The sequence below is a fragment of the Bacterioplanes sanyensis genome, from assembly GCF_014652515.1.
GTDB classification, from domain to species: Bacteria; Pseudomonadota; Gammaproteobacteria; order Pseudomonadales; family Oceanobacteraceae; genus Bacterioplanes; species Bacterioplanes sanyensis.
In genome coordinates, this window is the sequence record NZ_BMYY01000001.1 from 623794 (window position 1) to 644114 (window position 20321).

General features: G+C 55.1%; 15 protein-coding genes. 5 read left to right on the forward strand and 10 right to left on the reverse strand.

The window, feature by feature from the left end; all coding sequences use genetic code 11:
* Window positions 1-109: 109 nt before the first annotated feature.
* Window positions 110-1081: an Abi family protein gene (locus IE090_RS02940; RefSeq protein ID WP_189386825.1), complete on the reverse strand. Its 972-nt coding sequence runs from the start codon at window positions 1079-1081 to the stop codon at window positions 110-112.
* A 141-nt stretch (window positions 1082-1222) separates the two neighbouring features.
* Window positions 1223-1624 carry a RepB family plasmid replication initiator protein gene (locus IE090_RS02945; RefSeq protein WP_189386826.1) on the reverse strand — a complete coding sequence of 134 codons (402 nt, stop codon included), beginning with the start codon at window positions 1622-1624 and terminating at the stop codon, window positions 1223-1225.
* A 205-nt stretch (window positions 1625-1829) separates the two neighbouring features.
* Here IE090_RS02945 and IE090_RS02950 point away from each other — a divergent pair, with 205 nt between their 5' ends.
* On the forward strand, window positions 1830-4124 hold the full coding sequence (locus tag IE090_RS02950; protein WP_189386827.1) for a methyl-accepting chemotaxis protein: 2295 nt from the start codon (window positions 1830-1832) through the stop codon (window positions 4122-4124).
* Window positions 4125-4141: 17 nt separating this feature from the next.
* Here the strand turns inward: IE090_RS02950 and IE090_RS02955 are convergent, their stop codons facing one another.
* The 7 genes from IE090_RS02955 to IE090_RS02985 all read right to left on the reverse strand — a co-directional run bounded on the left by IE090_RS02955 (window position 4142) and on the right by IE090_RS02985 (window position 12161).
* Window positions 4142-5158, reverse strand: a complete 1017-nt coding sequence (locus tag IE090_RS02955; protein WP_189386828.1) for a CNNM domain-containing protein — start codon at window positions 5156-5158, stop codon at window positions 4142-4144.
* A gap of 73 nt (window positions 5159-5231) precedes the next feature.
* A complete protein-coding gene (locus tag IE090_RS02960) occupies window positions 5232-6905 on the reverse strand; it encodes a BatD family protein (RefSeq protein WP_189386829.1) in 1674 nt (557 codons plus the stop codon).
* Window positions 6899-8836, reverse strand: coding sequence for a vWA domain-containing protein (locus IE090_RS02965; RefSeq protein WP_189386830.1), 1938 nt, complete (start codon window positions 8834-8836; stop codon window positions 6899-6901). The genes IE090_RS02960 and IE090_RS02965 overlap by 7 nt, the downstream gene beginning before the upstream one ends.
* On the reverse strand, window positions 8833-9831 hold the full coding sequence (locus IE090_RS02970) for a vWA domain-containing protein (protein ID WP_189386831.1): 999 nt from the start codon (window positions 9829-9831) through the stop codon (window positions 8833-8835). The genes IE090_RS02965 and IE090_RS02970 overlap by 4 nt, the downstream gene beginning before the upstream one ends.
* Entirely contained in the window at window positions 9824-10276 is a 453-nt protein-coding gene (locus IE090_RS02975) for a DUF4381 domain-containing protein (protein ID WP_189386832.1), read from the reverse strand. The genes IE090_RS02970 and IE090_RS02975 overlap by 8 nt, the downstream gene beginning before the upstream one ends.
* A complete protein-coding gene (locus tag IE090_RS02980) occupies window positions 10273-11202 on the reverse strand; it encodes a DUF58 domain-containing protein (protein WP_189386833.1) in 930 nt (309 codons plus the stop codon). Before IE090_RS02980 ends, IE090_RS02975 begins: the two co-directional genes overlap by 4 nt.
* Window positions 11202-12161 carry an AAA family ATPase gene (locus IE090_RS02985; protein ID WP_189386834.1) on the reverse strand — a complete coding sequence of 320 codons (960 nt, stop codon included), beginning with the start codon at window positions 12159-12161 and terminating at the stop codon, window positions 11202-11204. The genes IE090_RS02980 and IE090_RS02985 overlap by 1 nt, the downstream gene beginning before the upstream one ends.
* A gap of 326 nt (window positions 12162-12487) precedes the next feature.
* On the opposite strand from IE090_RS02985, the gene IE090_RS02990 reads away from it, so the two are divergent.
* The 4 genes from IE090_RS02990 to IE090_RS03005 all read left to right on the forward strand — a co-directional run bounded on the left by IE090_RS02990 (window position 12488) and on the right by IE090_RS03005 (window position 19879).
* Window positions 12488-17356: an NAD-glutamate dehydrogenase gene (locus IE090_RS02990; RefSeq protein WP_189386835.1), complete on the forward strand. Its 4869-nt coding sequence runs from the start codon at window positions 12488-12490 to the stop codon at window positions 17354-17356.
* A gap of 126 nt (window positions 17357-17482) precedes the next feature.
* Entirely contained in the window at window positions 17483-18532 is a 1050-nt protein-coding gene (locus IE090_RS02995; protein ID WP_189386836.1) for a hypothetical protein, read from the forward strand.
* On the forward strand, window positions 18529-18753 hold the full coding sequence (locus tag IE090_RS03000; RefSeq protein WP_189386837.1) for a DUF2835 domain-containing protein: 225 nt from the start codon (window positions 18529-18531) through the stop codon (window positions 18751-18753). The genes IE090_RS02995 and IE090_RS03000 overlap by 4 nt, the downstream gene beginning before the upstream one ends.
* Window positions 18754-18847: 94 nt before the next feature.
* Window positions 18848-19879, forward strand: a complete 1032-nt coding sequence (locus tag IE090_RS03005) for a quinone-dependent dihydroorotate dehydrogenase (RefSeq protein WP_189386838.1) — start codon at window positions 18848-18850, stop codon at window positions 19877-19879.
* Between the two features lie 142 nt (window positions 19880-20021).
* On the opposite strand, the gene rmf is transcribed toward IE090_RS03005, so the two are convergent.
* Entirely contained in the window at window positions 20022-20216 is a 195-nt protein-coding gene (gene rmf / locus IE090_RS03010; protein WP_189386839.1) for a ribosome modulation factor, read from the reverse strand.
* Window positions 20217-20321: the final 105 nt, after the last annotated feature.

The following is a 20321-nucleotide window of genomic DNA, read 5'->3' on the forward strand; positions in this document are numbered from 1 at the left end:
ACGGGATGCAAGGTTAGCAACTAAAGTTGTTGCTAACACGGCCCTCGCCTCTTTGCTCTTACTTCGGTAGGATGTCATACGCGGGGGTTTTTTATTGCCTGATGAAAGCCTACCACCACGTGTCCCAGTTGCTCGGAGCCCCCATTGCTTCGATGCTAACCTTGTAATCTGAAGCAACGCTAGGGAATTCATTCAGATGTTCTCTCACGCGATTGTGCCATTTGCTCGAAGGATTCAGTTGCAAGACCATGTGGCGACATATAGTGACTAACAGGAAAGGACGGGATTTGAGTTCGTCGTCTGTCAGGCCACTTGATCGTAGTTGATCCAGCCACGAAAGTGCTCCTGAACTGGGTAAAGAAGGCTGGTCGATAATGTTGCGATTCCATAAGCGGCTATGGTGCGCACAGATATTCCGCAGATAGTTTAAAGAACGTAGCCAGCTCTGGAAGGCTTCCCAATCAGGTACCCCGTATTTTCGGGCAATCTGAGTCTGATGTTTTACTCTCATCATGGCAAATAATTGCGATAAAGCACCAAAGTCCCAAGTCTCTACGGCAACCCAGATAGGCAAGTCTGGACCATGGTTCGTCTTATAATGTTCGACGAAGTCCTCTTTAGAACGTGCTTCAACGTTAATACGCTTCTTATTCCAGGCATCGAATGCAGTTTGCTTGCCACTGCCCTTGGCTTTATTGGCGAATGATCTGTGCAACTTGTCTTGCTTGGTGTGTGCAAAGGTATCTAGTCTGCCCAACAGGTGAGCGATATCCACCCGCAATGCAATCTCAATGCGCTCCAGAGCATCGAGTAGAAGCAATCTGAGCTTCTTATCAAATAGATAAAGTTGTACCGAGTCTTTCAGTTCAGTATTGGGAATGAAATCATCTGTTACACCTGATACTCGTCCCTTTGCATCAAACTTCTTTTGCCTGAAGGGATACCAGTACGCACTCAGCCGGTAATAACCAAATTGCTCTAGGGCCTTGAGGGCCGCAGCATCGTCAGAAACCTGTATGCCGCGGCCTTTGAGTTGCTGAAGTTGTTGCTCGAAGCTAAGCCATGGGCGGGTATAGGTCATCGTTTATCCATCAATCTAACCAGTTACGGTGCCATCGTAATGCAATGAAAATGCTTTGCAGGACTTTTTTACTCAGGCTGAACAAAGTTCAGCTTGTACTCATCCGCGTTCGGCACTGCTTCATGATAACTAATGTTGTGCTCAGCTCAGCCCCGTCAGCACTTCAAATTTGCCATCACCGACGCTGAGCCCTTGAAAAATAAACGACGTTGTCGGCGTTAGTGATACTTCTAATATTTGGGCGCTGGGCAAAAAATTCACGCTGCACAGCCAATGAAAGGTTTCAACATGGCTGCTGTTGCCGACGGAGGTAGGTGGCCGGTGCAGTAGGGTGTCGGCGGCGTCGGCCATCAGGGTGTAGGCCGGTATGTCGGCTTGGCCAAATACGCTCTCCCATTGTTGGGCGGATACGCTGTGAACGTGCGTGAGCGTTTGCAAGTCGCGCTCCAGCTTGGTGCAGGTCAGTAAAATCAAGCGTCGCTCGGCCAAGGTCATGGAGAGCAAGTCACGTATCATTTCGCGCAAATACAAACCAGCGGTCATGGCTGTCTCCAGTCAGGTTGGGTGTATGTTTACTATTGCATAGGCTGGCGCCAGGTTGGAGTCGTGATACCAAGGTTGCTCAAGTACAGGGTTGAACGGCCGATAGATATGCCATGACCAGTGAAGCCTCGCTGATGGTTGTGTGAAGGCTATCAATAGCGGTTGTTTTATTTGCTGATGAATTTGATGAAAGGGTAGTGGCGTTATGTCTTCGTTTGGCTCTCAGGAGGCTTTTCTGAATCCTCGGCGTTTGTCTTTTCGGGTGGTAGTGACGGGTGTTGCCGCTTTGTTATTGGCCATCGGCTTGTTAATTACGCTAGCTTGGCAGTCGACCACAGACCTCAGTGATGAATATGAAGCAATGGCGTTGCAGGCCTTAGAGCAGCGTACTCAAGGGGTTATTGCAGAGTTATCACAGCGTGCCCATTTAGCGGCATTGGCGGTGGCGGCTAACCCTCAAGTAGGTGCTGCGCTAGCCAGTGCCGACCGTGAGGCGCTGGCGGCCATGTATCAACCCCAGTGGTCACGTTTTCAAGCGCAAGGCATGGCGCAGTTTCAGTTTCATTTACCGGATGCTACCTCGTTTTATCGCGTTCATCGTCCAGAAAAGTATGGCGATGACTTGTCGTCATTTCGCCGAACTGTGGTGGCAGCCAACCAAGGTCGTCGGGCAGTTGTTGGGCTAGAACAGGGCGTTGCCGGAGCCGGTATTCGTGCCGTTGTGCCGGTCAACTATCGGGGCCAGCATGTTGGTACGGTGGAAATGGGCATGGCGTTAAACCGCGAGCTGTTTGCCTCTTTACTAGCGGATGAACGCTTGGATATGGCGATTTATCTGCATCAGGATGGCCGTTGGCAGACTGCGTTGGCGCCACAATATCGTCCACGACCTTTACCCCGCGAGCGTTATCAGCAGGCTTTGAGCACGGCGCAGCAGCAGCGTTTATCGCTTGATCAGCGCGCTTATCAGGTGTTGCTGTCGCCATTAAAAGACTTTAGTGGCCACAGCATCGGGGTGGTTGAGCTGATGCGTGATCGCACCGATATGTCGCAGGCGGTAGCGCAGTCTCATTGGCAGATGGTGTGGCTCGGCGGCTTGATGGTGGTGTTGTCTGGTGCGCTGTTTTCGGTTTTGGTGCGGCGCAGCATGCGGCCGCTGAAACAGCTGATTGTCGCCATGCAGGCGCTGGCCAGTGGCCAAGGTAGTGTGAGTGATCGTTTGCAGGTCTCGGGCGTGGTGGAAATTGAGCAGGTTGCCGCGGCTTTTAATGCCTTCACAACCAAACTGGGGCGAACGGTATCCGAGTTGGTGAAGGCTGTGTGTGATATGACTGCGCAAATCGCCATCATGGCCGATGAGGCGGCGCAGGCGCACGCCGGAATGCAGCACCAGCAGGATGAGACCGATCAGATCGCCACCGCCATGACCGAGATGGTCAGCACGGTGCACAGCGTCGCCGAAAGCACCAATCAGGCTGCAGGAAGTGCCGTCAACGCTGATGACCAAGCGGCTCAGGGAGTGCAGCTGGTGGAAAACAGTATTGTGGGTATGCAGACTTTATCGGCCGCGGTCGGCGAAACAGCCGAGGTGGTGCAGGAGGTGGTGAGCGCCTCGGATCGTATCGCCAAGGTACTGAGCGTGATTCGCAACATTGCCGAGCAGACCAACTTGTTGGCCTTGAATGCTGCTATTGAGGCCGCGCGTGCCGGTGAGCAAGGGCGTGGATTTGCGGTGGTGGCGGATGAGGTGAGAACCTTGGCCCAGCGCACCCAAGAGTCGACCAGCGAAATCGAAGAGATGATTGCAGGCTTGCAGAGCAGCGTCAGTCAAACCGTTGAGCAAATGCGGTTGAGTCGTGAGCAAGTGGGGCAGCGCGTGGATGAGGCTCAAGCCACAGGCTTGGCGCTAACACGCATTAAGCAGGCGGTCGATGAAATCCGTGACATGAATACCCAGATTGCTACCGCATCAGAACAGCAAAGCAGTGTCAGCGAAGAAATAAACCGCAATGTCCTGACCATTCGCGATATCACCCATCATACTGCCCAAGTGAGTGAACATACCGCCGACATTGCGGCACAGCTGGCGAGTGATACGGAAGCCTTGATGGCATTACTGGGGCAGTTTAACAGTGCCAGCGATGAGTTGACGCTGGCTCAGGCGCGGTCTGCACATCTGGCTTGGAAGGCACGACTGCGCGCCTATTTAAATGCGCGCGACGGCGATAAGGTGATGACTCGAGAAGAAGCCACCAATCATCATAATTGCAAGCTCGGCCGGTGGTATTACAGCACTGCCAGTGAGCACCTGCGCCATTTACCGGCCATGCAGCAACTTGAGCAACCGCATGCCCAGCTGCATGCCACCATCGGTGAACTGATGAGTGCCAAGGAGGCCGGTGATCCGGCCCAAGCTGAGCAGCTGTTGACGCAGGTAGAAGCCCTCAGTCATACCGTGGCGGCCAAATTGGATGAGGTGCAGCAGGCCCTTGGGCGCTGATAGCCGAGCGGCCGCGTTCAACTGCGGTTCAAATACTGCCAGCGCCGGCGGGCAAAACGGCGCATGTTGGTGATGGTGTCGGTCTCATCGAGAATCGGCTGACCAAGAATGGTCTCGAGAATGTCTTCCATGGTAATCAGACCCTGCCAGCTGCCGTATTCATCGTATACCAGCAGCATTTGCTGGCGCTCGCGCAGCAGCAGGCCCATGGCTTGCTCGGCGTTCATTTGGTCGAGAATGACGTGCGCTTGTTTAAGCAATGGCCGAATCGAGCGCTGTGGGTCGCGGTCCTGATCGTATAGATCCTGACGCAGTAAAATGCCCACTGGGGCGTTGTCGTCGTCTAACACGGGAAAGCGTGAAAACGGCTGCTTGCGGCTGTAGTGGCGGATTTCTTCAATGCTGGCGCTGGGGGAGAGTGTGGTGCAGACGGTGCGTGGCACCATGATGTCACGCACACGAATGTCGTGCAGGTCGAGCACGTTAATAATGGCGCGTTGTTCGTCGCGGTCCAGTTGGCCTAGTTCATACCCCATCGAAGCCATGGATTTAATTTCATGGCGCAAATCCGAATGCGGCTCATGGCTGCCGAGCAGTTTTAGCAGTTGATCCGACAGCCAGATAAACGGCTTGAGCAGCAAAATCATGGTGTTCAGCACGCTAGGCAGCATGGGCGCTAGGCGGCGCCAATAACGTGCGCCCAGACTTTTCGGCACAATTTCTGAAAGCACCAATACCAGTAGCGTCATAATGGCCGAGGCTGCGCCCAAATAGGCATCGCCATAGAGCTTGGTCACCTGAGCACCGACGCCAGCCGCCCCCATGGTGTGGGCAATGGTATTGAGCGTCAGAATGGCGGCCAGCGGTTGGTCGAGGGCATCTTTTAGGCGCGATAAACGCAAATGCAGAGTTGGGCGCTCTTCTTTTAGGCTGGCGATGTAGCTGGGTGTCAGCGACAGCAGGGAGGCTTCCAGTACCGAGCACACGAACGATACCGAAATGGACAATAAGGCAAAAACAATCAGTAGGGTCATAAAGGTGGTCGTTGATGAGTCAGGCGCTCAGCTTACACTGAGCCCTGCTTCAATGCCGTCAATAAATGCAAAGTCACGGGTACAGCGGCTTTAGCTCGCCATTGTTGTTGATTTGATCGTTGGGCTGCCAGCGTCGCAGCAGTTGCCACAGTGGCTCTGCCTGGTAGGCGCTGTTGCCGCTGGCACTGTAGAGGGTGTGATCTAGCTCGGCTAAAGCGCGACTCAGCTCTGGCTGGTCGATGCGCTGCGCCAGTTGCTGCAAATTATGGCAGCCTTGCAAGGTCGGCTGTTGCTTAGCCCAGGCTATTACTGCGGTGCGAATGCGGGCCGGGTCACCACTGCGGCAGGCCTGCTTGAGCGGCTCTGTGCTGATCTCTGGGGTTGCCTGAGCGGTTGGCTTGGTTGCTGCTGGCTGGCGACGCCACAGCCAAGCGATTACGGCAATGAGCAGCAGATTCATCACGCCCGATGCCAGCGTTAGCCACGGCCACCATGCGGGCGTGGCTGAGGTCGCCGCAATGGGCTGTGCCGGGGCGGGTATCTGGTTATTTTGGCCGCTGGCTTGGGCATTGCTCGGTGCGCTGGATGGCGTGCTGTTTTGGGCGCTGTTGGCCGCCGGTGCCACGTCGATGGTGCGTGCTGGCACGGTGGCGTACTCCAGTTGTTGGCTGCGCATATTCCACCAAGGCACGCGAATTTCAGGCAGCGTCAGTTGACCCGCTTGCGTCGGCACGATGGCCAGCGATTGGGTCAGGGTGCCGGTAATGCCTTTGTCGCCCACGCTGTCTTGGTGTTGGTTTTGATCCGGATAGTAGCGCAGGCCATCGACCTCGGGCATGGCCAGTGCCGGAATTTGGCTGCCGCTCAAACCATCGGCCGTAACCATAAAGGTGCGGGTCACGGGTTCGCCCACCTGCCATTGCTGGCTCGATAGCGTTTCCATGATGGTGAGCTGACGCGCGGGCAGCCACGGAGCTTGTGGGTAGGCATCATCCATGGGCTCCACCGTTAGCCGTATTAAACGACTCACAGCAGACACTTCTTGGCCGCGATCCCAGCGATTGTAGGGGTTGATCAGTCGTGCACGAAAGCGCTGGCCGGGAATCACCAGCTCGCCACTTTGCTCTGGAAATATTGCGTAACGGCGTTCATACACGCCTAGGCGCTCACCGTCGATGACGGTGGTGTACTGACGCACATCGCCGAGTGGTTCTACCCGAGCGTCGGTCACCTTCAACTCAGAGAGGCTGGCGTTTTCGTGATTTTGGCGATAGTAGAGCTTTTCGATATACAGAATCTGCCCCTGTACCGGATAGGGACCGTTGCTGATTTCGACGTGAAAAAAAACGTCTTTTGCTTTTTGTTGGCGTACCGCCTCTGACAATGGACTGACGCTGATATTGATGGGCGTGGTACGGCTGCCACGAAAGCTGATGGCGGGAATCATCAGCTGGCCGGTGCGCTTGGGCATCAGTCGCAGTTGCCACTCGGTATAGGACTCACTTTGGCCGTTGACCATGCGGAACTGGTTAGAGCGGCGGGTATTGAGCACTTCGAAATCTTTTTGCAGCGGACTGAAATCCGGCTGGCCGCTCATCACTTGCTGGTGAAACCGCAGCTGCAAGCTAAAGGTGTCTTGCTCGGTCAGTTGTTTGCGATCGACGCTGGCGCTGAACTCGGTAGCGGCCAGGGCCAGTCCTGGCAGCCATAAACACAGGCAGAGCCACCAGATGCGTGGGCTCACCATAGCACTTCCTCCTCAGGCGGCTGTTGCTGTTGTTGACGGTACTGATATAAAAATTTGCGCCGCAAAAGCTGGCCCGGATCGTCGGGCACGCGATTAAGCCACTGTTGCAGTGCGGCCTGTTGTTCTCGGTCTAGCTGCGGCAGCGCTTCGTCTTGCTGATCAGCGGCGTCGCGCTGTTGGCTTTGTTGCGCATCTTGCTGCTGATTCAGCTGCTGGTTCTGCTGCTGGTTCTGCTGCTGATTCTGCTGCTGATTCTGCTGCTGATTCTGCTGCTGATTCTGCTGCTGATTCTGTTGCTGATTCTGTTGCTGATTCTGTTGCTGATTCTGTTGCTGATTCTGTTGCTGATTCTGCTGCTGATTCTGCTGCTGATTCTGCTGCTGATTCTGCTGCTGATTCTGCTGCTGGTTCTGCTGCTGGTTCTGCTGCTGATTCTGCTGCTGATTCTGCTGCTGGTTTTGCTGCTGGTTTTGCTGCTGATCTTGTTGCTGCTGATCTTGTTGCTGCTGATTCTGCTGTTCGTTCTGTTGCTGCTCAAGCAACTCTTGCACGCGTTGCTTGTTGATTTTTGCGGCTTCCAGCGCTGGGTCTTTTGCCAGCGCTTGATCGTAAGCGTCGATGGCTTGCGGCAACTGACCGCTGCGTGCCAGCGCGTTGCCGCGGTTGTAGTGGTCGGCGGCAGAATCGCCCTGGGCAAAGGCATCGACCGCCCGCTGATAATCACCGCCCTGGTAAGCGGCGTAACCACGCCAGTCGGGGCGTTCAAAGGCATCGGCGGCTGCGCTGTAATCCTGCTGTTGCAGCAGCGCTTCGCCGCGTTGATTTCGCGTTTGCCAAGCACGCTGCCAGGCTTGTGTCACGGTCTCTTTGATGCTGGGCTCGGCATCCGCCGCTTGCGGCTCTGCTTGAGTGGCGTCGATGGGTAGCCACAAAAGCAGCGGCAAGCACAGCAGAGCGCCGCGTCGAAAGGTTAATAATGCTACCGGCAACAGCAGCCAAATCAGCCAATAACCGCGGTCGTACCATTGATCAAACTCGCCTTGCTGCTGCTCGCGCAGACGCTGTTGTTGCTGACCTTGCTGCAATAGCCCTTGCCAATCGTCATCGCTCAGCTGCAGCGTGCGCCAGTCGATGGCGCTGTTTTGCTGTGCTAGGCGCTGAATCGGCGTGGTATCTAGCTTGGGCAGTACGATTTGATCATTGCCATCGCGCAAAAAGCCTTGCTCGGCCATCGGCACAGGGGCGCCTTCGGCGGTGCCAACGGTAATGATGCCGAGGCTAAACTGACGGGCGTTCAGTGCGGACTGTATGCGCTCAATGTCTTTGGGCTGAATGCCATCGGTCAGCAGCAGCAAGCGGCCGGCACTGATGCCGGCGCGCTGCACCAGCTGCTGCGCTTGCTCGATGGCGATGTCGGGGCGGCTGCCGGGCTTGGGCATAATGAAGGGTGACAGCGAGGGCAATAAGTTTTCCAGCGTCGCCATGTCATTGCTCAAAGGCGTTACTGTGTGTGCGCTGCCAGCGTAGGTCACCAGTGCGGTTTGGCCATCGTGGCGGCTGCGCAATATGTCGGTGATTTTTTGCACCGCGCGGGTATGGCGATCGGGCGTTAGATCCGTGGCTGCCATGGATAGGGATTGATCGAGCAAGATCACCACTGCGTCTTCTTGCTCGGCCACCGCTGTTGGCTGTTTATCCCACGCTGGGCCGGCCAAAGCGATAATCGCTAGGGTACCAATGGCCAGCAACCAGCCATCGAAGCGACGTTTGACCGCCGGTCCGGTTTCCACCAAATACGGCAATAACTCGGCATCGACCACCTGTTGCCATTGGCCCGCGCGGGCCCGGCGCTGGCGCCATAACCACCAGACGGCGAACAGCGGCAACCACATTAACAGCCACTCAGGGCGCAGCAGCTGAAACTCCATCATGCTTGGCTCCTAAAGCGTAAAGCACCTGCTTGCTGTAACGTCAGCATCAGACCCAGCAGCACGGCTGCGGCCAGCGGCCAGTGGTAAAGGCTGCGTCTGGGCCGCAGGGTTTGTGGGTCTTTGGGGGTGGGTTCAAGTTCGTCTATCAAGGCATAAATCTGGCGCAGCTCGTCACTGTTGCGAGCACGGAAGAAGGCGCCGCCGGTTTGTTGGGCGATCCGGCGCAGGGTGGGCTCATCGAGGTCGCGCGACGGGTTGACCTGGCGGGTGCCAAAAAAGCTGCTGACTTCCATCACTTCGGCGCCTAAGCCAATGGTGTAGATTTTTACGCCAGCCTGTTCGGCCAGATCGGCGGCGCGCAATGGTTCGACTTCGCCTGCGGTATTGGCGCCGTCGGTCAGCAAAATCATCACTCGGCTATCTTGCGGGTTATTTTGTAAGCGCTTGATGGTGAGGCCAATGGCATCACCAATGGCGGTTTGCTTGCCGGCCAAGCCGATGGCCGCTTCGCGCATAAAGGTGCGCACTGTCTCGGTGTCAAAGGTTAGGGGTGACTGCAAATAGGCTTGGCTGCCAAATAAAATCAGCCCTAAGCGATCGCCGCGACGCTGGGTAATGAAATCATCGAGCACGTCTTTGACCACATTTAAGCGATCGACGGTGCGGCCCTGCCACTGCATGTCTTCCAAGCTCATGCTTTGCGAAATATCCACCGCCAGCATCAAATCGCGGCCACTTTGTGGCAGTTCGACGCGCTCGCCAATGATTTGTGGGCGTGCCAAGGCTGTGACCAGGGCGCACCAAATTAACGCTGGCAATAGCCATTGCCAGCGTTGCCTAAGTGGGCTGGCGGCGTGATCGCTGGCCAGTGTTTGCCAGCTTTCCAGCTCTGGCACTTTTAGCGCCGCGCGTGGCTGGGTGCGAGGCGGCAGCCACCGTACCAAGAGCGGTAGCGGCAGCAGTAAAAAGGCCCAAGGCCAGCTCCACTCAAACATGGCGACCTCCTGGGCGTTGGCTTAATAGCCAGCGACGACAGTCCGCCAGCAATGTGGGTGCATCTATTTGCTGGGCCAGCTGTGGGTTATAGCCGCCAAAGGCCAGCGCCTCACTGCTGCGCTCTGGCATGCCGCGCTGTTCTAAGAAGCGCTGCCAGTTTTGGCCGTGCAGTGTTAAGGCACTGGGGTCGAGTTGATGGCAGGCGCGCTTAAGCAGGGCATTGCAGTGCTGACACAGCGCCTCAGGCTGCTCGGGCGGGTGTTGCTGCAGCAGTTGTGCCGCTTGTTTTAAGGGGCGCTGCCAGCGCCAGCGTCGCCATAGCCACCCACCGATGACGGTGACCAGAGTCAGTATTAAAGCCAGCAGCAGCCACCAGCCGTAGGCCGGCCATTGGCTGACGGCGCTGGGTTCAATCAAAGGTTCTAATTGCAGCTCTGGGGTCATCGTTTGCTCTCCCGCTGCAAGCCCAGCCCTTGATGAAGGACCGTTAGGGCATCGTCGTCGGTGGCTAACGATAACCAAGGGATGCCCAGTGGTACTAACGCCTGTTTGATGGCGTTGCGCCGCTCATCGAACGCCTGTTCGTGACGTTGACGCAGCGCCTTACTATGAGTGTCCAGATGCAAACGTTGTTGGCCATCGCTGAGGTCGTAATCGCCGGGCGGTGGCAGGGTGGCTTCTAGGCGGTCGTAAAGGTGAATGGCGGTGACATCACAATGGCGGCTAAGACGAAACAGTGCCTGCTCGCAGGTGTCGTCAAAGCCATACCAGTCGCTGATCACATAAACCGCTGTGCCAGGCCGGCACAAACGTTGGGTATGGCGCAGCATTTGCCCCAGGCGCTGAGCTGAACACACTTGCTTGGATGCCTCCCAACTGGCCAGTTGATGCAGCAATGCCAGCACTTGGCGCTGGCCGTTGCGCGCGCGCAGGTCGATTTCGTGGCCATCATCAAATAACAGGGCGCCGATGCGGTCGCCGTTTTGCAGGGCTGCCCACGCCAACAGCGCGGTGATGTCCGCGGCTAACACGTGTTTGAATGCGCGACGAGTACCAAAGCGCATATGTTGGCGTAAATCGCATGCCAGCATGACTGGACGCTCGCGCTCTTCGCGAAACACCTTGATATGGGCATCGCCGGTGCGGGCGGTCACCCGCCAGTCCATGGCGCGAATGTCGTCGCCTGCTTGGTACTCGCGCACTTCGGCAAAGTCAATGCCGCGACCACGCATGGCGGAGGTGTGGGTGCCGGCTTGGTCGCTCAATACTTTGCGTTGGCGGCGCAGCGGTAGCTGGCTCGCTAATGCCCGTAAGGCAATTAAATTATCGCGACCAATGGCCGCTCCGCGGCTGAACTCGACCTGACTCATTAGCTAACCGGTACGTGTTGCACTAAGCGATCGATTACCTGTTCGATGCCCACGCCACTGGCTTGCGCTTCAAAGCTTAAAATCAGACGGTGGCGCAGCACATCGTGAATCACGGCTTGCACGTCATCCGGGCTGACGTAGTCCTTGCCTTGCAGCCAAGCGTGGGCGCGTGCGCAGCGCTCAAGGGCGATGGTGCCACGTGGGCTAGCGCCGTATTCCAGCCACTGCGCCAGCTCTTGGTCATAGCGCTCGGGCTTACGGGTGGCGATGACAAGTTGCACCAAATATTGCTCGACGCTGGCGCTAAAGTGCAGGCCAAGAATTTCTTGGCGTGCAGCGAAAATACTCTCTTGGCTTAGGTGTGGAGCATCTGCCACCGGCTGATGCAAAGCCTCGCCGCGCACTAGGCGCAAAATATTCAGTTCCGCATCGGCGTCGGGGTAGTCGATGAGGGTTTGCATCAAAAAGCGATCCAGCTGGGCTTCCGGCAGCGGGTAGGTGCCTTCTTGCTCAATCGGATTTTGCGTTGCCATCACCATAAATAGTTCGGGTAACGCACGTGTGTGCCCGCCGACGGTGATTTGTCGCTCGGCCATGGCCTCCAGCAGAGCACTTTGCACCTTGGCGGGGGCGCGGTTGATTTCATCGGCCAGAATCAAATGATGAAAAATAGGGCCGGGCTGAAAATCAAAGCTCTGGGTTTGTGGCCGGTAAATATCGGTGCCGGTGATGTCACCAGGGAGCAAGTCCGGAGTGAACTGGATGCGCTTGAAGTCACCCTCAAGCTGGCGCGCCAAGGCGTTAATCGCCTTGGTTTTAGCCAGGCCCGGGGCACCTTCAACCAATAGATGGCCGTCTGCGAGCAAGCAGATCAGCATGCGATCGACTAACGTAGGCTGGCCGATGATTTGTTGTTGCAATTGTTGGCGCAGGGCCAGAACAGCGTCTTTTACTGCCATGTGAGCTTGTCTTCCTATGCCGTTGAGGCGCATGATTTTATGCGTGAAACTGCCAATGACTCAATGGTCCGCGGCGCTTTATGTTGCTATCTGGGCCAGAGTCAAAACCGGGCCTGAGACCCTGAATTAATGCGCTTAGTTCCACCGGCGACACACTGCCTTGCTGTGTGTTGATGGCAACGCGCAGAAAGCCAGTTCTTTACTAGGCTTTCAACGTACGTAGTTTTATTTGTCAATTACGCGATTTATGGGGCTGAAGTCACATGCCACTGTGTGGTCAACTTTGCCCCTTACTCTGTGCCGATATTTCGATAAGGAAGGATTCAATGCTGACTGCGCTCAATAATCTCATTGACGAACGCAATGACGCAAAGCAAGCCGACATTTTGCGCCGCTTTGCCAGTCTCTACTATTCGGGTGCCCCGATGGAAGAGGTCATGGCTCGCCCAGTAGAAGACATTTATGGGGCAGCCATGTCCTGCTGGCAACTGGTGCAACAGCGCCCGACTGGCGAAAACAAAGTTCGGGTACTTAACCCAGATTATGAAAATCATGGCTGGCAGTCCAACCACACCATTATCGAAATTGTCTGCGAGGATGTTCCCTTCCTTGTAGACTCGGTACGCATTGAGCTGAACGCACGGCAGATGGCGCTGCACGCCATCCACTACTGCGTATGGAACGTTGAGCGCAATAAAGATGGCCAGCTAAAACCTTCCGGTAACTGGGAAAAAGCAGGCAAAGCCACGCACCCAGAAGCCATTATTTATATCGAAATTGATCACCACTCCAGCCCAGAAGTGTTGGAGGAGTTGCGTCAAGCATTGGTCAGCGTGCTGGACGAGGTGCAGTGCTGTGTCGCCGATTTCCCAGCGATTATGGATCACGCCCACAAAGCCGTGAGCAGTTTGGAAGGCGGCCGCAAGCGTACCAAAGAGCGCAAAGAAGCTCGCGAGTTTTTGCAGTGGTTGATTGATAACCACTTTACCTTCTTGGCGTATGACGAGTTTGAGATGCAAAGTGACGGCGGCGTTCAATACGTGTGCCGTAATTCTGCTGCCGACTTGGGTGTGTTCCGCTTTCGCAAAGCTGAGCATGATCGCTTAAAGCTGGATGAGCTGCCTGAAGAAATTCAGGACTTTATTAAAAGTCCACAGCTGATCAGCTTTATGAAATCTGGCTATCGTAGCCGCGTGCATCGCCCAGCGTACCCAGATTACGTGGTATTGAAGCGCCTCAATGACGAAGGCGAAGTGATTGGCGGTGTGCGCTTTTTAGGTTTGTACACCTCGATGGTGTATATCGAGTCGCCTAATAACATTCCGATTATTCGCCAGAAGCTAGATGATGTGCGCGCGATGGCGGGCTTTGATCCGAACTCGCACAGCGGTAAAGAGCTGGCGCGTATTTTGGAAGTCTATCCGCGAGATGAGCTTTTCCAATCCTCGGTGGAGCAACTGCACGACACTGCGATTTCGGTGTTGAACATTCAAGAGCGCCGTCAAACGCGTGTGTATTTGCGTCGTGATACCTATGGCAAGTTTATTTCTTGCTTGGTGTATACCCCGCGGGATATTTACAACACCGAACTGCGCCAGAAAATCGAATCGGTATTGGAGGCTGAATTTTCGCCCACCGATGTTGAATTTAACACCTATTTCTCTGAGTCAGTTCTAGCACGTACCCACTTTATGGTGCGTCTCGACCCAGATAAACCGGTTAAGTACGACGCTGATTTAGTTGAGCGCAAGATTCGCCAAGTGGCGCGCTCTTGGCAGGACGATTTGCACGATGCCCTAGTTGAGCAAGTGGGTGAAGAAAAAGGCAATCGCCAGTTTAATCGTTATCGTGCGGCCTTCCCTGCGGGCTACCGTGAGAGCTTTACGCCGCGCACGGCGGTGTCTGATGTACAGCATATGGAGTCGTTGTTCACACACGAGTGTGAAGACGATTTGGCCATGAGTTTTTATCGCGAGCTGGAAGAAAACGACAACCAGCTGCGCTTTAAGTTGTTTAATCGCGATACCATTTTGCCGCTGTCTGATGTGATTCCGGTGTTGGAAAACCTCGGCTTGCGCGTTTTGGGTGAGCATCCTTACGAGATCACCGTTGATGGCGATCGCACTGTGTGGATCCACAACTTCTTATTGGAATACACACTGTCCGATAAAATCACCATCGCGGAAGTGAAAAAATTATTCCAAGATGCATTTCGTGCGATTTGGCAGGGGCGTGCTGAAAACGACGGCTTTAACCGTTTGGTGTTGGGCGGCAAGCTGGGCTGGAAAGACATTGCCATTTTGCGTGCCTACGCGCGCTACATGAAGCAGATTCGCTTTGGTATTTCTGAAAGCTACATCGCCAATGCGCTGAGTCGTTATATTCCGATTGCTGCGCGCTTGGTGGAGTTTTTCCACCTGCGCTTTGGTTTGCAGTTCGATAGCCAGCAAGAGCGTCTGCTGCAAATGGCAGAATGCGAAGAACAGCTGAAAGCGGCCATTGATGAAGTGGATCAGCTCAACGAAGACCGCACCTTCCGTCGCTACGTCGAGCTGATGAAAGCGACGCTGCGTACCAATTTCTTCCAGTGTGATGAGCAAGGTCAGCCGAAAGACTACGTGTCACTGAAGATTGACCCATCGGCGGTATCGGACATGCCGCTGCCACGTCCGATGTTCGAAATCTTTGTGTATTCGCCGCGTGTCGAGGGTGTGCACTTGCGCGGTGGTCGCGTAGCTCGCGGCGGTTTGCGCTGGTCAGACCGCACCGAGGATTTCCGTACCGAAGTGCTGGGTCTGGTAAAAGCGCAGCAGGTGAAAAACGCTGTGATCGTGCCTGTGGGTGCCAAAGGTGGCTTTGTTGCCAAGCAGCTGCCTAAAGACGGCGGTCGTGACGCCTTTATGGCCGAAGGCATTGCCTGCTACCAAACCTTTATTTCGGCGCTGCTGGATGTTACCGACAATCTAGTAGAAGGTGAGCTGGTACCGCCGCAGCAAGTGATTCGCCACGACAGCGATGACCCTTATTTGGTGGTTGCTGCCGATAAAGGTACGGCGACTTTCTCCGACATTGCCAATGAAATTGCGGTTAAGCGCGGCTTTTGGATGGGCGATGCTTTTGCCTCGGGTGGCTCGATTGGTTATGACCATAAAAAAATGGGCATTACCGCACGCGGTGGTTGGGTATCGGTACAGCGCCACTTCCGCGAGCTGGGCGTTAACGTGCAAAAGCAAGACTTTTCCGTGGTCGGCATTGGTGACATGGCCGGCGATGTGTTTGGTAACGGCATGCTGTTGTCTGAGCATATTTGCCTGGTGGCGGCCTTTAACCATATGCACATTTTTGTTGACCCAACCCCCAATGCGGCCAGCAGCTTTGAAGAGCGCAAGCGCTTGTTTGAATTGCCACGCTCCAGCTGGGCCGATTACAACCGCGAGTTAATTTCGCGTGGCGGCGGTATTTTCTCGCGCGATGCCAAGAGCATCCCGATTTCTCGTGAAATGAAGCAGCTGTTTGGCATTTATGACGACCGTTTGCCACCAAACGAACTGATTCGCGCCATCTTGCGGGCGCCAGTGGATTTGATCTGGAACGGTGGTATTGGCACCTACATCAAAGCCAGCAGCGAGCGCCATGCGCAGGTGGGCGATAAAGCCAATGATGGCGTGCGTATTAACGGCAACGAAGTACGCGCGAAAGTGATCGGTGAAGGCGGCAACCTGGGCATTACCCAGCTCGGACGGATCGAGTTCAACTTGAATGGGGGTGCATCGTTCACCGACTTTATTGATAACGCGGGTGGTGTGGATTGCTCCGACCACGAAGTGAATATCAAAATCATGCTGAACGAGATCATGGATAACGGCGATCTGACGCGCAAACAGCGCAACGAGATCTTTATGTCCATGACCGATCAAGTAGCGGATCTGGTGTTGACTAATAACTACTACCAGACCCAAGCCATTGCCTTGGCCGAGCGTGATTGTAAAACCCGACTGGATGAGTATTCGCGTCTGATGCGTGATTACGAAAGCCAAGGCAAGCTTAATCGCGCGCTGGAGTTTTTACCTACAGAAGAAGCGTTACAGGATCGCCGCAGCGATAACCAAGGCCTGACGCGCCCAGAGTTGTCGGTGCTGATTTCATATACTAAAGCGGATTTAAAAGAGCGCTTAAATACCGCCGAAATTTGCGCCGATAACTACATTTCGCGCATTTTAACCACGGCCTTCCCAGAGAACTTGTTCGAGCGCTTTGGTGAGGCTATGTACCGTCACCGCCTGCGCAGCGAAATCATTGCCACGCAGTTAGCCAATGACATGGTTAACTACATGGGCATTACCTTTGTGAACCGCCAGCAGGCTTCTACCGGCGCTAGCGTGACGGAAATTGCCCGGGCCTATTTAACCGCCCGCGATGTATTTGATTTGCCGCTGTTATGGCAGCAAATTACCGAGCTGGATTATCAGATTGATACCGATGTGCAAGAAAGCATGATGGCCGATCTGATGCGCTTGGTGCGCCGCGCGACGCGTTGGTTCTTGCGTAACCGTCGCATGTTGGATGACATTGATGCCGAGGTGCAGAAGTTCCGCGAGCCGGTACGCACATTGGCCACCCAGCTGGGCGACACGCTTAAAGGCTCTGCCTTGGAAAGCTGGCGCGACACCTACAATCAGCGTGTTGAAGCTGGTGTACCAGAAGAGTTGGCCGCCATTACCGCGGGCGCGTCTAACCTCTACTCGGCGCTGGGCATCATTGAAGCCGCTGGCCAAACCGAGCGACAGCCGCAAGAGGTGGCACAAGCCTACTTCGAAATAGGCGAGCATTTATCGCTGGATTGGTTTATGCAGCAGATTAACCTGTTGCCCATGGCGAATCACTGGGAAGCCTTAGCGCGTGAGACCCTGCGCGACGATTTGGATTGGCAGCAACGCGCTTTGACGGTTGGTTTGTTGTCTGGTTACAGCGGTCACGCTACTTTGGATGAGTCGATTGATGCTTGGGCCGCAGACCAGGATGCGCTGGTATCGCGCTGGCGCAGCATGTTGGCAGAGCTCAAGGCCGCCGATGGTCTTGAGTTCGCCATGGTTGCGGTCGCTCTGCGGGAACTGTTGGACTTAGCGCAAGCCAGTCGCCGCCATAAAGCGGTGGTAGAGACAGTGGCCGAAGAGGCATCGACCAGCGCTGAATAAGCGGCGCTGAATGCGATCAAAGCGCTGCCCCAGGGCAGCGCTTTTTTATGCCTATGATTTGTTGATTGGGTGACGACGGCTCGATTGCGATGGATAATGCCTGCCAACATTGGGGGAGGGGCAAACGTGCGACAAATCCTGTTATGGCTGATGTTTTGCTCCGTCGCAGTTCGCGCGGCCGAGGTCGATCAGTTCAGTTCAGCTGAACCGCAACAGTTAAAAGACAGTGCGGCGGTTATTGAACGTGAGGTCATGCGCCGTATTGAGCGTGCGGTGGAGCTAGCCAATAGCCCTTACCCTAGGCAACGCCCCTATAAAGTCCATGCCATGCGCCGGCGACCACAGTGCGATGAAGAACGTTTATACGACAGCTTGCGGTGGTACTTAGCGCGGCCCGTCATTGGCCAAGTGGAAACCTTTGCTGAGCGCTCGCCACTGGTTGAAAAGCGTCGCGTTGGTTTTAAAAACTCCATTTATCGCGATTTTCCCTGGCAGCAATCGCCGTCTTTGGTACTGAGCGAGCGCTTGGCCGCCGTTATTCGCATCGGCGAGCATGAAATCGGCACAGATAAACTTGGCCACTTTTTTACCGAAGGCAGCAGCTACTTCGAAATTACCGATCGCCTAGAAGAGGGTGTTGATGCTGGTTTGTTGTTTGGTGATTGGTCGGAGTCTTTGTATTTTGGTGCGCAAACCACGGGGGTGTTTTCGTTTGCTGATTTGGTAGCGAACTACCAAGGTTTGCGTTTTTGGAATCGAATTTTAGCGCGCCAGCGCGATCCGCTGATTGGCAATACGCCAGAGCCCTATGTTCGCTGTGAAAATAAGCGCTGGCGCGTTTCTGGTAATTTTTGGTTGGCTGATTACGTCGATGCCGGCTGGAATGAGAGCATTAACTGCGTGGCTTTGCGCACGCCTGCGTTGTTAAAACAGGTCGCCCAACATGGCCCCAGCTGCACACCGCGCCAGTTGCCCAAGCAGCGTTATCAGGCGTTAGCTCAGCGCTTGCTAAATGCTCAGGGATTATCGGTGCTGGCAGAGCATTTGCAGCCTGAGGTGCTGCTGCCCCAGCGCATTCAACTGGAAAACTTACGTCTGCCAGCCGAGGCCTTTGAACACATTAGGGAGGTGCGAGAGTGGCTGGAGGACTGGCGTACTGAGGCGCAGCAGCCATGAGTCAGCGCATCCTAGTGGATTTAGCCATTTCTGCCGATGAGTACTTAGCCTATTACAAGGGCAGTGCGCGGCAGGTGGTGGCCAAAGCAACGGATGGACGCATCGTGCGTTTTCCTGCGTCCATTTTGCAGCGCATGGTGAGTCATGAAGGCATTTATGGTCGCTTTGCCATTGATTTTGACGACAATGGTCGCTTTTGCAGTGTCAGCCGTGTGGGCTAGCTGATTATCCAACGCCGATCGAATCCCGTATAATGCCGCCACTTTTTTGGGCACCACAGTGTTGGTGTGATACAGCGCATAAGCGGAGATCGGTATGGATTGGTACAGCCTCACCCGACAATTGTTTTTTCGTCTCAGCGGTGAGACCTCGCATGAACTGGGTTTGGATCTACTGGGCGCCGGTGAGCGCTTGGGCTTGCTCAAGCACTTGGCGCCAGCCGTAGCTAACCTAGAAACCGAAGTCGCCGGTATTCGCTTTGCCAACCCAGTTGGCCTAGCTGCGGGCCTAGATAAAAACGGCGACTACATAGATGCCTTCGCCCGTTTGGGTTTTGGTTTTATCGAGATAGGCACCGTCACGCCACGGCCGCAGCCCGGAAACCCGAAGCCGCGCTTGTTCCGCTTACCCGAGCAGCGCGCCATTATTAATCGCATGGGCTTTAACAACAAAGGCGTCGATCACTTAGTCGAGCGGGTTAAAGCGTCCAGCTATGAAGGCGTGTTAGGCATTAATATCGGTAAAAACTTCGATACCGCCGTCGAAGACGCCACTCAGGATTACCTGACCTGCTTAGACAAGGTCTATCCACACGCTGACTACATTACCGTCAATATTTCTTCCCCTAACACACCTGGTCTGCGCACCTTGCAGTATGGCGATGCCTTAAAAGAGCTGTTGGAGCCTTTGAAGGAGCGTCAAGCGCAGCTGACGAGCGAGCATGGTCATAAGCCAATCTTCGTTAAAATTGCCCCAGACATGAGCGCAGAGGAAGTGGGCTTGGTCGCAGACACCTTGCTGGCTACGGGCATGGAAGGTGTGATTGCCACCAACACCACCTTATCGCGTGAGGGTGTTGAAGGCGCTCGCTATGGTGATGAACAGGGTGGCCTGAGCGGTGCGCCAGTCGAAGACTTGGCGACGCAAACCGTGCGTTTGCTGGCGGCTGAGCTGGGCGGCAAACTGCCTATTATCGGCGTCGGTGGCATTTTGGATGGTGAAGGTGCCGTCGATAAAATAGACGCCGGTGCCAGCTTGGTGCAGGTGTACAGTGGTTTTATTTACCGTGGCCCAGAGCTGATCGGCGAGTGTGTGGATGCGCTGGCGGCGCAACGCGCGCGCGGCTAAAGGTAGTGTCGCTAATGGCGTGATGGGTTTTGATCAAAAAGGCGTTGATGGTTTTTTGACCAAAAAGGTGGATTTGGCCAAAAAAAAGCCCCGTTGATAACGGGGCGGCCTCCCGGGTGGGGAGGCGGGTGCTGGATGGTAGTTAACCGTACATTCTATGAATCCCAGAAACGCCTGTGTATCCATCCCAGTTATCGGCACGTCCGGAGCGCCACCCGGCCATCCAAGCGTCGCGCAATGGGCCCATGGGGGCCAAGTCTTTCGACCGTCGCTCAACACCTGCTCGGTAACCGCGTGAGAAAGCTCGTTCTTGCAAATCGCGTTTCTGTTTCTTCATTAGATGCGTCCTCGCTTCTGTTAAAAGAACGGCCGCTGCCAAGTGAAAAGATGACGTAAGCAGCGACAGCCCCTAAGGTTGTATCGCGGCACACGGGTCGATGTT

Coding starts and splice junctions, on each gene's coding strand:
- IE090_RS02940 (WP_189386825.1), bottom strand. CDS start 1,081: ATGACCTATACCCGCCCATGGCTTAGCTTCGAGCAACAACTTCAGCAA.
- IE090_RS03000 (WP_189386837.1), top strand. CDS start 18,529: ATGAGTCAGCGCATCCTAGTGGATTTAGCCATTTCTGCCGATGAGTAC.
- IE090_RS02985 (WP_189386834.1), bottom strand. CDS start 12,161: ATGGCAGTAAAAGACGCTGTTCTGGCCCTGCGCCAACAATTGCAACAA.
- rmf (WP_189386839.1), bottom strand. CDS start 20,216: ATGAAGAAACAGAAACGCGATTTGCAAGAACGAGCTTTCTCACGCGGT.
- IE090_RS02955 (WP_189386828.1), bottom strand. CDS start 5,158: ATGACCCTACTGATTGTTTTTGCCTTATTGTCCATTTCGGTATCGTTC.
- IE090_RS02970 (WP_189386831.1), bottom strand. CDS start 9,831: ATGTTTGAGTGGAGCTGGCCTTGGGCCTTTTTACTGCTGCCGCTACCG.
- IE090_RS02950 (WP_189386827.1), top strand. CDS start 1,830: ATGTCTTCGTTTGGCTCTCAGGAGGCTTTTCTGAATCCTCGGCGTTTG.
- IE090_RS03005 (WP_189386838.1), top strand. CDS start 18,848: ATGGATTGGTACAGCCTCACCCGACAATTGTTTTTTCGTCTCAGCGGT.
- IE090_RS02945 (WP_189386826.1), bottom strand. CDS start 1,624: ATGACCGCTGGTTTGTATTTGCGCGAAATGATACGTGACTTGCTCTCC.
- IE090_RS02980 (WP_189386833.1), bottom strand. CDS start 11,202: ATGAGTCAGGTCGAGTTCAGCCGCGGAGCGGCCATTGGTCGCGATAAT.
- IE090_RS02965 (WP_189386830.1), bottom strand. CDS start 8,836: ATGATGGAGTTTCAGCTGCTGCGCCCTGAGTGGCTGTTAATGTGGTTG.
- IE090_RS02990 (WP_189386835.1), top strand. CDS start 12,488: ATGCTGACTGCGCTCAATAATCTCATTGACGAACGCAATGACGCAAAG.
- IE090_RS02975 (WP_189386832.1), bottom strand. CDS start 10,276: ATGACCCCAGAGCTGCAATTAGAACCTTTGATTGAACCCAGCGCCGTC.
- IE090_RS02960 (WP_189386829.1), bottom strand. CDS start 6,905: ATGGTGAGCCCACGCATCTGGTGGCTCTGCCTGTGTTTATGGCTGCCA.